The organism is Roseburia sp. AM23-20 (assembly GCF_003470905.1).
In the GTDB taxonomy this organism is placed as follows: Bacteria; Bacillota; Clostridia; order Lachnospirales; family Lachnospiraceae; genus Roseburia; species Roseburia rectibacter.
The window spans coordinates 522616-535206 of record NZ_QRHS01000001.1; the positions used below are offsets into that span (position 1 = coordinate 522616).

The following is a 12591-nucleotide window of genomic DNA, read 5'->3' on the forward strand; positions in this document are numbered from 1 at the left end:
ATCAGGCAACCTCTAATTTAATTCCCCTCGATACAGAAAGCGCCAGACCCATCTCTGCCAACAAAATCGATATGGATGTTCCTCCATAACTGATAAACGGCAGTGATACACCCGTATTTGGAATTGTATTCGTAACAACCGCAATGTTGAGTAATACCTGAATCGCCAAATGCGCCATAATTCCAACTACGATCAATGCTCCATAAAGATCAGAGGCATTATTTGCAATGATCATCAGACGCCAGATAATAAGCAGGTACAACAATATCAGACAGACTGCGCCAAAAAGACCAAGTTCTTCACATATAACAGAAAAGATCATATCATTCTGTGCCTCCGGGATAAATCCCAGTTTCTGCATACTCTCTCCCAATCCTTTGCCAAAAAGCCCTCCGGAACCGATCGCATATAATCCCTGCAGCGTCTGATACCCTTTTTCATAGTCCTCCGGATGCAGCCAGATCATAACACGCTCTGCACGGTAAGATGCCAGCAGAATAAACAGAGTGCCAGCCAGACCTACTCCTATTCCCATGATGATGAACTGTAAATATTTCGGACTTGCAACAAATAACATGCAGACAGCAATTCCAAGGATAATAATTGCCGTACTTAAGTTATTATACGCAACCACCGCAAAAATCGGCAGAATAAAAAGCATGATCTTAACCAGGCTTTTAAATTCACCAATACGTTTTGGTGTTTTATAGATGATCGTCGCAAGGAAAATTATAACCGCGATTTTCGCAATCTCAGATGGCTGGAACTGGATCGGTCCGATCCTGAACCATCGCGACTGTCCTTTTGCACTTGTTCCGACAAAAATAACTGCTGTACATAACGTCAAGGCCACAAAATACGCAAGCGTTGAAACCTGCATCCAGAACTTATATGGAATTTTCGAAATAAATAACATTGCTGCTATTCCAAGTGCGCTTGCATACATCTGCCTTTTCACATAATATGCTGCATCGTTAAATCTTGTCGATCCATAATAAGAACTGGTACTGTATAACATGATCAGCCCAAAGCACAGCAAAAATATAATCAGAAATAACAGGCTGTAATCAAAATACCGGATCGCTTTTTGTTTTTTTTCATTTTCCCGTCTTCTTGCCATAATTTTTCCTCATTTATATAAAACCTGTCTGATCAAACCCTGATTCTTTATTCCGGCAGTTCCATGACATATTGCCGGAACAGATCTCCACGCTGCGTATAATCCTTAAAATCTCCCCAGCTTGCACATGCAGGCGAGAGCAATACTGCTTCCCCGGTTTCTGCCAGTCTGTAACAGTTGTCTACCGCTTCTTTTAATGTATCACAACATACGATATTCCCAAAGCCATGCTTTTGTGCACATTCTGCGATTTTTTCTTTCGTCTGTCCAATTAACAAAAGATATTTTACTTTTCCCTCAAAGCTGTCAATCCACTCATCAAATTCAAGTTCTTTATCATACCCACCGCCGATGAGCACCGTTTTCCGGTTCATTGCCCTGATTCCGCGAATTGCCGCATCCGGATTTGTCGCTTTAGAATCATTATAATACATAACACCATGCAATTCCCGCACAAATTCAATGCGGTGTTTTACACCCTGAAACTCTTTTAACACGCTCTGTATCACATCAGCCGGTGCTCCCATGCAAAGCGCAGCACCGGAAGCCGCCATGACATTTTCATAATTGTGTGTTCCAAGAAGTTTCAGTTTATCTATGTCTATCAGTTTTTCCGGTTCTTTTTCCTTCTGAGCTATCCAGATCGCGTCATTCTTCAGATATATTCCCTCTGCTAATGATCTTTTGCTGCTGAAAAACAATACCTTTGTTTTAAGCGTTTCTGCAAAAGAACGAAGTATTTCATCCTCATAATTGAGTATACATACATCATCCATTGTCTGACACTTTGTAATGCTTTCCTTTGCCCGGATATATGCCTCCATGGTGTGATGTCTGTCAAGATGATCCGGCGTGATATTTAAAATTGCAGAAACGGAGGGATGGAAAGTTTCCATTGTTTCTAACTGAAAACTGCTGATCTCTGCCACTGCAATGGTCTGTTCTGTGGTTTTTTCAACGATCGAAGTATATGGGATACCAATATTTCCAACAACAAATACTTCCGGATAACATTTCTTTAGGATTTCTCCCACAAGTGTTGTCGTTGTCGTTTTTCCGTTTGTACCCGTAATTGCTGCAACCCGCCCTTTTGCAAGCCGGTATGCAAGTTCTGCCTCTCCCCATATCGGTATGCCGGCATTATGTATCTTTTGCATTGCCAAAGAATCAAGCGGTATGCCTGGGCTTACCACAGCAAGCTCCATTTTATCAACTGCCTCATCCGGCAATTCTCCTACCCACAACGGGCAGTCCGAAAATACCGGATACGTTTTTTTCCAGGCAGCAGTATCGAATTTTTTGTTTTCATCGAACAGAAAGACGCTGCACCCAAGTTTCTTTAGTAACGCCCCGGCGGCAATCCCACTTTTTCCAAGTCCTGCCACCAATACCTGTTTTCCTGTCAGATCCATGCATTACTCCATTTCCACATGTGATTTTTATTACATTGCAAGCAGTGCGATCAGGCACAAAATTGCTGTCGTGATAGAAAATACAGCAACAACTCTTGTCTCAGACCATCCGCCAAGTTCAAAATGATGATGAATCGGTGCCATACGGAAAATACGCTTCCCGCCGGTTTTCTTAAAATAAGTCACCTGAATGATAACGGATAAAACTTCCACCAGGTAGATCAGACCCACGATCAGAATAAAAAGAGGCATCTGCATCATATATGCTGTTGATACTACAAAGCCACCCAGTGCCAGAGATCCGGTATCTCCCATAAATACACTTGCCGGATATACATTAAACAGTAAAAATCCAAGCAGTGCCCCCACAACAGCACAGGTGATCGGTGCAATTCCTGCATTAGTTCCGATTGCTACAACTGAAAAGAATGTTGCAACCATGATCGTAACGCTTGATGCTAATCCGTCAAGTCCATCCGTAAAATTCGTTCCGTTTACGGTGCCGACTACCGCAAAAAACAGAACCGGAATTGCCAGCCATCCAAGATCTAAGTATTTTCCCCCTGAGAACGGGATCAGCATGGTAAGTGCCACACCGGAATATTTCACCATGTATACAGCAAATACACCTGTGACAATGATCTGAAGAATCATCTTCTGCCATGCCAGCAGTCCATCTGAACGGCGCAGCACAACTTTTAAATAATCATCCAAAAATCCGATCACACCAAATCCGACTGTCATAAACAGAATCGGAATGATCTTCGGATAATCTTTGACATAAAACAGGGATGTTATGATAATACTTGCAAGAATCATCAGTCCCCCCATTGTCGGGGTTCCGTTTTTCTTTAAATGGGATTCAAGTTCTTTTCGTTCTGTCTGACCTACCTTGAGTCTTCTTAAGAAAGGAATCACAACTGGTCCTAACAGTGCACTGATTGCGAATGCAATAATTACCGGTATTACAATTTCATATGTCATAATAATCTCCATTCTTGCGCCGGTTTTGCGCTCATGTACTTTTTTAACAACACAATAGTATACGTCATTTTTTATCATTTCGCAAGATACGGCAAAATGTTTTCCATAATTTCTTTTGCAACAGGTGCCGCGATCTGCCCTCCGTAATAAGTTCCTTTCGGATCGTTGATTACAACGAGCACTAAAACTTTCGGATCATCCGCAGGGGCAAATCCAAGAAATGACGAGATGTATTTATGTTCACTCCTTGGAAGTGTCTGTGAAGTAGCAGTTTTTCCTCCAATGGAAAAACCTTCTATTTTAGCATTCTTTCCACTGCCATCAGAGACAACCCTCTCTAACAGATAACGCATTGTTTCCGACGTTTCTTCCTTGCAGATGTCATTTTTTGTTTCATAGCTCAATGTTTCTACCTCATTTCCCCCTTCTCCTGTGATTTTTACCCCAAAATGCGGCGTGATACGGTGTCCCCCATTTATAATAGAAGAAACAGTAGTCACAAGCTGCATCGGCGTGATCTGAAAGGACTGCCCGAACGATATGGTTGCAAGCTCTACCGGACCGACATTTTCTTTTTTGTGCATGATCGTTGCCGCTTCTCCGGGCAGATCCACATTTGTTTTCGACAGCAGTCCAAACTGTCTGAAATACTTATAAAAATTGTCAACCCCAAGTCTTTCTCCAAGTTCGATAAATACCGGATTACATGAATTCATAATTCCTGTTTCAAACGTTTCTGCCCCATGTCCGGTCGTCTTGGCACACCGTATCCTCCGGTCCTCCACCAGTTTATATCCGGGACAGTAAAAATTATCCGTCAGCTTAACGACTCCCTGTTCTAATGCTGCTGCCGCTGTAATGATCTTAAATGTGGAACCCGGTTCATAAGTATCACTGATACATTGATTTCTCCACATCTGGTTCAAAAGATCCTGTTTTTTCTCCGCAGGAACATTTTCCTCATTGATCAGTGTAAACGGATCATTCAGATGAAACTCCGGATAATTTACCATCGCATAGATTTCTCCATCTGACGGATTCATCACAATAACAGACACATATTTTGCATCTTTTTTGATATAGGTCTTCTCTGCCGCCTGTTCACAGTATAACTGTATATTATAGTCCATGGAAATATTAAGGTCGTATCCGTTGACCGGTTCAAGTCTCGTCTCCCCTGCATTTTCAATCTCAATCCCCCTTGCATCTGTAAGTGTAAGTATTTTCCCATTCGTCCCCTGAAGATAAGAATCATACTTTACTTCAAGTCCCACAATTCCCTGGTTATCACCACCCGTAAATCCCAATACTTTTGATGCTAACGTATCGTAGGGATAATACCGCTTATAATCTTCGTCTACTTTGATCCCCGGAAGTTTATATGCCCGTATCTTATCTCCTGTCTCTTTTGGGACATTTGTCTTTATGCGCTCTATGGAGCTCACCTTTTCCACACGTTTCCGCACTGTTTTCTCCGGTAGTTCAAGTTCTTTTACCAGTGCAGTGATCACTGCCTCTTTATCTTCGATCTGGCTGTGTATGACCGATATGGTGCAGACCGACTTATTAGTTGCAAGTACCACACCGTTTTTGTCTAAAATTTTTCCTCTCGCTGCCTTAATATCACGCTCCCTCTCATGCAGATTCTGCGCCTTTTGTCCATAATATCCGGAGCAAAATATCATAAGATACACCAGTCTTCCAAGTAAAAATAAAAGTGCCAGAAATACAACCGTAAACATTACCATGATCTTTTTCCGATGAAATGTTTTACTTCTATAAAAAGGAAGTTCCTGCTGCATATATAAAAACCTCACAAAAGTTTTCATAGCATTTTATTCTTACTTTTGTGAGGTTATGTATTTTGTTTTATACTTTTCTTTACTGCTGACCTTCATCTGCCCCCGGATCAATATCTTCGGCTGGCTGTTCCCCCGTATTCTCCGGCAGTTCATCCGTCGTATCCGGCACATCCAGACTCTCCTCAGCCGTAGAGTTTGCAACATCGGCTGCCGTCACATCACCGACATCGCCTTCGTCTTCACCTTTGATTCCCCATCCTTCATGAATACCGGTAGTATCTTCATCCCGGTATATATTCATATAAGGAAGAACCTCCTCTAAGATCTCTCTTACGATATTCTGTGCATAAGTACTGTGGAACTGTTCTGCAACATTCGGTTCATCCACAACACAGTAAATGACAAACTGCGGATCTTCCACCGGCGCAAATCCGATAAACGACACCAGATAATTAATGCCATCACGTCCTGCTTTCTGGGCTGTACCGGTTTTTCCTCCCATGGAATATCCATCTACCTTTGCAGTTACTGCAGTACCGCCTGTGACCGTAGAATACATATACTGTTTTAAGGCATCACTCGTTGACTTCGATACCGTCTCCCGTAAAAGGGTTGGTGTCACTTCACTGATCGTATTTCCGCTTTCATCCGTTATCCTTTTCACAACATGCGGCTGATAAAGACTTCCACCATTGACCAGAGAACAATATGCCGTGGCAAGCTGTATCATCGTCGTATTGAAATTCTGTCCAAACGCATTGGTTGCAAGATCGACTGGTCCCATATTATCTGCCGTATAGATCAGGGAATCTGTTCTTGCTTCTCCTGGAAGATCGATCCCCGTTCTTTGTCCAAAGCCAAATATCTGCTGATATCTGGTGAAAATATCACTCCCCAGACGATAGGATATCTGCATCATCGCATCATTGCAGGAATTCATAAGTGTCTGTTCAAGTGTTTCCATCCCATGTCCGCTTCTGTTTACACAGTGGATATCATGTCCACCCACATGCTCATATCCATCACAGTAAAAACTGTCTCCCGTCGAAACCTTGCCCGTTTCAAGTCCTGCCGCCACCGTAAATGGTTTTGCAGTAGATCCAGGTTCATAAGTATATGTTGTACAGAAATTCTGCCAGATTTTATTCAAGGCATCCATCTGTGTATCTTCGTCCATTGCATCAATCTCTTCCTGCGTATAATATGCCGAAAGATCTCTTGGATTGCTCAGATCATAATTCGGATAATTAGCCATTGCAAGAACATCCCCGTTATTCGGATTCATGACCAGTACTCCGACATGGCTAGCCCCAGGCTCTCCCTCGCGGTAATTCCCGGTATAGGCTTCATTAAAATCTGCAATCTTTTGTTCTACCACAGACTGGATATGGGAATCGATCGTAGACACAACTGTGTTACCATTTTTCGCAGCTTTGATGGTCTTTTCAAAGTTATTATCTGTATTTAAATATCCGTACTCTCTTCCATCCACACCGTTTAAAGTTTCATTGTAATACTGTTCAAGACCGTTCACACCAACGTTTCCGGAAGCTGTAAATCCTACAATAGAGCTCGCAAGTGCACCATACGGATATTCCCTTTGATATTCCTTTTCAAACCACACACCCTTGATATTGGGATTTATCTTTTTTCCTTTTTCATCCACAGCTTCCTGCATTTCAACAAATGGCTGTATTTCTTCGTAAGATGCCTTTTTCTTCAGCACGATATAACGGCTGTCATTCTGCTCTTTCGCGTAACCATACAATGTATTGCTGTCCATATCCTCAAAGCAGCTTGTAAGCGCCTGAATTGTAGGCTCAATATACTCCTCTTTGCTGGTCATGACCGAACAGTCTAAAATGACATTATAAACGGCGATACTGGTTGCAAGTACAGTACCCTTGCTGTCCACAATATCGCCTCTCTGATACGGAATGGTCTGACTGTCATATTCCTGCTGTGACAAAACAATTTTTTCGTATTTATCACCGCTGGTATGTTCAATATACATAAGTCTCCCGATCAGCCCTGTCAGTAAAACTGCAATTGCACTGAACATAACGACCAGTTTTTTCTGCATGCGTCTCGGAAACTTCAACCATGGTTTTCTTCTTCTCTTTGCTGCCATCCTTACCCCTGCATTTCTTATATCACAGTATCAAAACATGCATTCTATTTCTGCGGTATTTCACTGTACTGGTTCATAAAATCATCATTGTCAACAGTATAATAGATAATCTGGGATTCTTTTGCATATGACATTCCAAGCTCATTTAATGCTTTTTCCCTGACACTGTCAAGGTCTACAGACATACGGATTCTCTTATATGCCTCATCATTATCTGCCTTTAAATCAGCGATCTGGCTTTCTAAATTGCTGATCGTATTCATTCTTGCCGTCATATCTGACTGTATTTTTATGTAGGTTCCTGCAAATACGCCAAATACGATCACTGCCATGGTAAGAAATATCACATAACTCTTGCTCATCCGAAGCTGACGTTCCTGATTTCTTCTTACCTGACGTTTTCTTCTACGCAGTTGTTCTTCCCGTTCTCTTTCTTCTCTTTCCCGTCTTTCTCTTCGGTAATCAGGTACTGCTTCCATGCGGCGCACCGTATTGCCATCCACATAATAATTTCTTCCGGAAGCTCTCCTCTCCGTCTGATCTCTCATAATATTCCTCCCTAACTATCTTCGTTCAAATACACGAAGTTTTGCACTTTTTGACCTCGAATTTTCTTCCAGTTCCTTCTCCGATGGAAGAATCGGCTTTCTTGTAATCACTTTTCCTTTTGAAACTTTTCCACAGACACAGACCGGAAAATCACTCGGACAGGTACATGGGTTTTCATTTCTCTTAAAATTTGATTTTACAATACGGTCTTCTAACGAATGGAATGTAATAATGCAGATCCTTCCACCCGGATTCAAAAGATCGATCATCTCATCTAAATGATCTCTAAGCACTTCAAGTTCGTGATTTAACTCAATACGGATCGCCTGAAATGTACGCTTTGCCGGATGCCCTCCGGTTACCTGTACTTTCATCGGAATAGCTGCCCGTATAATAGCTGTCAGTTCTCCTGCTGTCTCGATCGTTTTCTTTTGACGTTCCGCTACAATATGTTTTGCAATATTTTTTGCAAATTTATCTTCCCCGTAATCACGGATAATACGGTATAAGTCCATTTCACTGTATCCATTGACAATATCTTTTGCTGTCTGGCTCTGTCTGTCATCCATACGCATATCAAGCGGTGCATCCGGTTCCCGGTAAGTAAATCCACGCTCTGGTGTATCTAACTGGAAGGAAGAGACACCAAGGTCAAGTACAATACCGTCTACTTTGTCCACTCCGATCGCGTGCAGTTCTTCTTTCATATTGGCATAGTTGCTGCGGATCAGTGTCGCTTTATTTCCAAACTCTGTAAGGCGTTCCCCGGCTGCCCTGATCGCATCTGCATCCTGATCAATGCCGATCAGTCTTCCATTTTCCCCCAAATGCTTCAGGATCTGATAAGAATGTCCGCCACCGCCTAAGGTTCCGTCCACATAGATTCCATCCGGTCTGATATTTAAATTTTCGATTGTCTCATTTAATAATACAGAATAATGATGAAATTCCACTGTCCTCACCTCTAAATGCTAAATCCTAACTCTGCCATATGTTCTGCGATATCATCCATCTCGTCCTCATCATAAGTATTTTCCAGCCATCTGTCTTTATCCCAGATTTCCACACGGCTCAGCACGCCGACTAAGACGACATCTTTTTGTAAATCAGCGTATTCCCTCAAAACCGGCGGAAGTAAAATTCTTCCCTGCTTGTCCAGTTCTAGTGCCGCTGCTCCTGCGAAGAAAAAACGCGAAAATTTTCTGGCGTCCTTAGAGGTCATGGAAATCCCCCGGAACTTTTCTTCGATGTTGTGCCACTCTTCTTTGGTATACACAAATAAGCATCCATCCAATCCCTTTGTCACTACAAATTCATCGCCAAGCTGCTCTCTGAACTTTGCAGGGATGATCAGTCTGCCTTTTGGATCCACTGTGTGATTGTATTCTCCCATGAACATAACACAAACACCTGCCTTTAAGTGGAACTAAAATCCTAAAGATCTGATCTTCCACCAAACAGGATCTCATCTACCACTTTGTACCATTTCGTACCACTTTCCTCCACATTTATATACATCTTAAACCACTCTTAAGAAAAAATCAAGAATTTCCTTGATTTTCCAGTGGTTTTTTATGGTAATGTCGCTAATTTGTTGCACAAAAAAAGAACGGTAGTACCTTTGTCCTATCGTTCTTATAAATAATATTTTCCATATTCGACTGTCTGTCAGCTCATCTGTACCTGCTGTTTTCTCTCTAAGTATTCTTCGATCAGCTTGTCTAGTTCCGTACTTTTTCGATAATATTCCTCGAATTCATCGTTCTGTAAAAATGATTGATTGAGTTCTGATCTGACAGACTCAATTTCTCTTTGAATTTCTTCGATTCTGTTCATATGAATCCTCCTTAACTGCCAAGATTCCTATGCCACTTTCATCGCGTTGCTGGCGGTTTATAGTACTTATGACACCCTTTTCTCTGATATTTACATATTACTCCTAAATCATGCAAAAATCAATCAAAACAGCATGCCACTTCTCCCCATTTTTCGACAGCAGCTATTGCAATTTTCCACTTTATGAGTGTTTCAGACGGTGATTTTCGCTCTTTCTCGCAAGAACTTCTATCATTCCTTCAATCGCCTTACGATTCACCTCAACAATATGTGTAATATCATCTGAAACATCATGTTTTCGCTCAATATAATCATCATGCGCTTTCTGGATATAATCGCAGAGAGCTTTTGCATCCATAAAATGTCCACCCGGCACATGTTGTCTCTCAGCTTCCCCGCTTTTGATATAAGATCTCAGATCACGTTTTAATTTTTCTTCATAAGAGCAGTGATCCTTGAATCCTCCCGGATATATTTTGTTGTGTGGAAATGTAAAATAATCTGCAAGATAATGACTGACCTGTCCTAAATCCCTGTAATATTTTCCACCCTTTTTATTCATAACCTTCTGTCCTTCCGACAACCGGGCAATATGCTTTTTCACATAAGGGAACGTTCCATTGATCTCATGCCTTTTATAAACAAAAGAAGGTTTGATATCAGGAAGAACACTTCCAATGTAAAACGACAACCTATGTTTTTTTAATTCTTTGTCGTCAAGACTGTTTACGATATATTTCGCAAGAGAAATATGAGATTTTTTCCTCATTCTAAAAGCCTCCCATTCCAGTACATCCCTGTCATACAAAAATGTAAGCTATGATCATGACTTATTTCCTACTCGCATTATACGTCCCATCTGATTGAAATACAAGTTAAGAATTTCTGAACATTTTCTGTACGTTCTGTGTCGGATTTTATATCTACCATAAGAAAAACCGGAGACTTTCCAATACAAATCTCCGGTTTTCCATGCAAATCTGTTGTTATGAATTACAGCAGAAACTTGCACATTCTGTATCCCTGCAGTTACATGCATCACCGCCCGCGATACCAATATGCTCTGCATCACACTTTTCTGCCTTATTGAAGACACAATTTGTAGCACAGCATGATACATCAATATTTTTCGGTGCATCTTTCGTTACATTCTTTGCGCATTTATCCCCACGCTCCACAAAACTTCCACAGCAGGTATCTTCACATTCTTTTGCGTCTTCTCCCTCCACTTTGATACTGCCTTTGTGGCAACAGTTTGCCTCATTGTAAATACAGCCTGTAACTGAACAATCCAGAATTGTCATTTTTTCTCCTTTCATCCCTTATAAAAAGGGGACAGTCTTTCGTATTTTTATCATTTCTTTCGCAATGATCTGACTGTCTGGTATTAGTTTCTCTCTTTTGGGGAAATTTATGCCTTTCCGGCAGATTAGAGAGCATATTTTTTTGACAATATCCGGATTTTTATCATAAAATTTTATTCCCGGTCCTCTTCATCCCAGTCCCAGTCGTCCTCTTCTCCATTGTTGGTGATATAAGTTGTGCCATTATCACAGCCATATTTTGCATTCTTGCGCGGTGAGATCAACATTCCGATGATCACACCGGAGAGTGCTGCTATTGCAACGATCAAAGTTCCATCCAGTTTTGTAACAGAAACGCTCTCTGTCATATCTGCAAAAAATTCTTTTAATTTTTTCATACAATGTTCTCCTTTCAGATACATAAAAATCCCTGTGTTCTGATAATCTTCAAAACACCGGGATTTTGTTTTACTTATTTATTCATACAGCAGTATTTATATTTCTTGCCAGATCCGCATGGGCATGGATCGTTACGTCCGATCTTTTTGCCAACAATAACAGTTCCAGACTTCTTCTGCTCTAAGTACAGTCTTCTTTTTGTCTCACCATCGAAGATCTCATTCCACTGAGGAAGCTCATACAGCCAGTCAGCCTTTGCATCTACCATGTTCTTGTATAATTTTTCTTTATCAAATGCAAGGCTTACTTTTGTATCCTCCTCCATGGTATCGATTGGATTCGGCTCTACTAAACTGTCATTGATTCCATCCAGGAAACCTGTCATCTCCATGATGCTCAGATTATATTTATCAGCAAGCTCTTTTACAGTTCCCTCAACCTTCTCATCCGGGTTTGTAAGAAGCTTCTCATATACGCCTTTTTCCAAAAGGAAATATCTCTGCCAGAATCTCTGTAATTCCCCTCTGTCTGTTTTCTCATTATAGGCAATTTTCTGCCACTGTTCTAATAATGCCATAGTCTGTTTCCTCGTTTTCTATGTGAATTGTGGTTGCATTTAACATGCATGTACTATTATAGCAAACATCCACTGTTTTTGCAATTCATTAATTTATGATGTTTGCATTTCATGCCGTCTTTATTTTTCTTGACTCTTCTGATACTTTCGGCTAGGATAATCTTAGTACAGCTGCGGTATTTTGTCTGTCTTTGACTCACATCATGCCGGTAAACATATATAAAACTGGAGGTCTTACTTTGAAAAAAATAAAACGTATCCTCGCCATTTCCGGCGCCGTCATCTTAGCCGGGCTTTATATTTCCACCATTTTCTGTGCGCTCTCTTCCAATGAGAACTACATGGATATGCTGATGGCTTCGGTTTATGCAACTGTGATCATCCCAGTTCTGGTCTGGGCATATTCCTTTGTATATAAGATGATCAAAAAAAATAACGGGCAGAAGGAAGAATAATCTTTCTTCTGCTCATTTTTTG

At 41.1% G+C, this 12591-nt stretch carries 14 protein-coding genes; 1 reads left to right on the top strand and 13 read right to left on the bottom strand.

Going from position 1 to position 12591, the window contains the following annotated elements; translation table 11 throughout:
• Position 1 precedes the first annotated feature (1 nt).
• The 13 genes from DW650_RS02425 to DW650_RS02485 form a co-directional block, all read right to left on the bottom strand.
• Complete coding sequence (locus DW650_RS02425) at positions 2–1120, bottom strand: FtsW/RodA/SpoVE family cell cycle protein (protein ID WP_117919193.1); 1119 nt, start codon at positions 1118–1120, stop codon at positions 2–4.
• Positions 1121–1167: 47 nt separating this feature from the next.
• Entirely contained in the window at positions 1168–2532 is a 1365-nt protein-coding gene (murD, locus tag DW650_RS02430) for a UDP-N-acetylmuramoyl-L-alanine--D-glutamate ligase (RefSeq protein WP_118208983.1), read from the bottom strand.
• Positions 2533–2562: 30 nt separating this feature from the next.
• Positions 2563–3516 (bottom strand): phospho-N-acetylmuramoyl-pentapeptide-transferase, encoded by a 954-nt coding sequence (gene mraY / locus DW650_RS02435; RefSeq protein WP_118209043.1) that lies wholly within the window; start codon positions 3514–3516, stop codon positions 2563–2565.
• Between the two features lie 74 nt (positions 3517–3590).
• Positions 3591–5318: a peptidoglycan D,D-transpeptidase FtsI family protein gene (locus DW650_RS02440; protein ID WP_243102840.1), complete on the bottom strand. Its 1728-nt coding sequence runs from the start codon at positions 5316–5318 to the stop codon at positions 3591–3593.
• 79 nt (positions 5319–5397) lie between these two features.
• Positions 5398–7449 carry a peptidoglycan D,D-transpeptidase FtsI family protein gene (locus DW650_RS02445; protein ID WP_118208985.1) on the bottom strand — a complete coding sequence of 684 codons (2052 nt, stop codon included), beginning with the start codon at positions 7447–7449 and terminating at the stop codon, positions 5398–5400.
• Between the two features lie 44 nt (positions 7450–7493).
• Complete coding sequence (locus DW650_RS02450; RefSeq protein WP_118208986.1) at positions 7494–7997, bottom strand: hypothetical protein; 504 nt, start codon at positions 7995–7997, stop codon at positions 7494–7496.
• Positions 7998–8012: 15 nt separating this feature from the next.
• Positions 8013–8951 (bottom strand): 16S rRNA (cytosine(1402)-N(4))-methyltransferase RsmH, encoded by a 939-nt coding sequence (gene rsmH, locus DW650_RS02455; RefSeq protein ID WP_118208987.1) that lies wholly within the window; start codon positions 8949–8951, stop codon positions 8013–8015.
• Between the two features lie 11 nt (positions 8952–8962).
• Positions 8963–9397, bottom strand: coding sequence for a division/cell wall cluster transcriptional repressor MraZ (mraZ, locus tag DW650_RS02460; protein ID WP_117919182.1), 435 nt, complete (start codon positions 9395–9397; stop codon positions 8963–8965).
• 269 nt (positions 9398–9666) lie between these two features.
• A complete protein-coding gene (locus DW650_RS02465) occupies positions 9667–9834 on the bottom strand; it encodes a Spo0E family sporulation regulatory protein-aspartic acid phosphatase (RefSeq protein ID WP_117919180.1) in 168 nt (55 codons plus the stop codon).
• 181 nt (positions 9835–10015) lie between these two features.
• Positions 10016–10603: a zinc dependent phospholipase C family protein gene (locus tag DW650_RS02470; protein ID WP_118208988.1), complete on the bottom strand. Its 588-nt coding sequence runs from the start codon at positions 10601–10603 to the stop codon at positions 10016–10018.
• A 217-nt stretch (positions 10604–10820) separates the two neighbouring features.
• The gene (locus DW650_RS02475; protein WP_117919176.1) at positions 10821–11138 is read right to left on the bottom strand and encodes a DUF1540 domain-containing protein; all 318 of its coding nucleotides are present in this window, start codon (positions 11136–11138) and stop codon (positions 10821–10823) included.
• Between the two features lie 173 nt (positions 11139–11311).
• Positions 11312–11536 carry a hypothetical protein gene (locus DW650_RS02480; RefSeq protein ID WP_241070971.1) on the bottom strand — a complete coding sequence of 75 codons (225 nt, stop codon included), beginning with the start codon at positions 11534–11536 and terminating at the stop codon, positions 11312–11314.
• A 74-nt stretch (positions 11537–11610) separates the two neighbouring features.
• Positions 11611–12114 (bottom strand): SEC-C metal-binding domain-containing protein, encoded by a 504-nt coding sequence (locus DW650_RS02485; RefSeq protein ID WP_117919172.1) that lies wholly within the window; start codon positions 12112–12114, stop codon positions 11611–11613.
• Positions 12115–12353: 239 nt separating this feature from the next.
• Between DW650_RS02485 and DW650_RS02490 the strand changes: the two genes are divergently transcribed.
• Positions 12354–12569 carry a hypothetical protein gene (locus DW650_RS02490; protein ID WP_241070970.1) on the top strand — a complete coding sequence of 72 codons (216 nt, stop codon included), beginning with the start codon at positions 12354–12356 and terminating at the stop codon, positions 12567–12569.
• Positions 12570–12591: the final 22 nt, after the last annotated feature.

Coding starts and splice junctions, on each gene's coding strand:
- DW650_RS02425 (WP_117919193.1), bottom strand. CDS start 1,120: ATGGCAAGAAGACGGGAAAATGAAAAAAAACAAAAAGCGATCCGGTAT.
- murD (WP_118208983.1), bottom strand. CDS start 2,532: ATGGATCTGACAGGAAAACAGGTATTGGTGGCAGGACTTGGAAAAAGT.
- mraY (WP_118209043.1), bottom strand. CDS start 3,516: ATGACATATGAAATTGTAATACCGGTAATTATTGCATTCGCAATCAGT.
- DW650_RS02440 (WP_243102840.1), bottom strand. CDS start 5,318: ATGCAGCAGGAACTTCCTTTTTATAGAAGTAAAACATTTCATCGGAAA.
- DW650_RS02445 (WP_118208985.1), bottom strand. CDS start 7,449: ATGGCAGCAAAGAGAAGAAGAAAACCATGGTTGAAGTTTCCGAGACGC.
- DW650_RS02450 (WP_118208986.1), bottom strand. CDS start 7,997: ATGAGAGATCAGACGGAGAGGAGAGCTTCCGGAAGAAATTATTATGTG.
- mraZ (WP_117919182.1), bottom strand. CDS start 9,397: ATGTTCATGGGAGAATACAATCACACAGTGGATCCAAAAGGCAGACTG.
- DW650_RS02465 (WP_117919180.1), bottom strand. CDS start 9,834: ATGAACAGAATCGAAGAAATTCAAAGAGAAATTGAGTCTGTCAGATCA.
- DW650_RS02470 (WP_118208988.1), bottom strand. CDS start 10,603: ATGAGGAAAAAATCTCATATTTCTCTTGCGAAATATATCGTAAACAGT.
- DW650_RS02475 (WP_117919176.1), bottom strand. CDS start 11,138: ATGACAATTCTGGATTGTTCAGTTACAGGCTGTATTTACAATGAGGCA.
- DW650_RS02480 (WP_241070971.1), bottom strand. CDS start 11,536: ATGAAAAAATTAAAAGAATTTTTTGCAGATATGACAGAGAGCGTTTCT.
- DW650_RS02485 (WP_117919172.1), bottom strand. CDS start 12,114: ATGGCATTATTAGAACAGTGGCAGAAAATTGCCTATAATGAGAAAACA.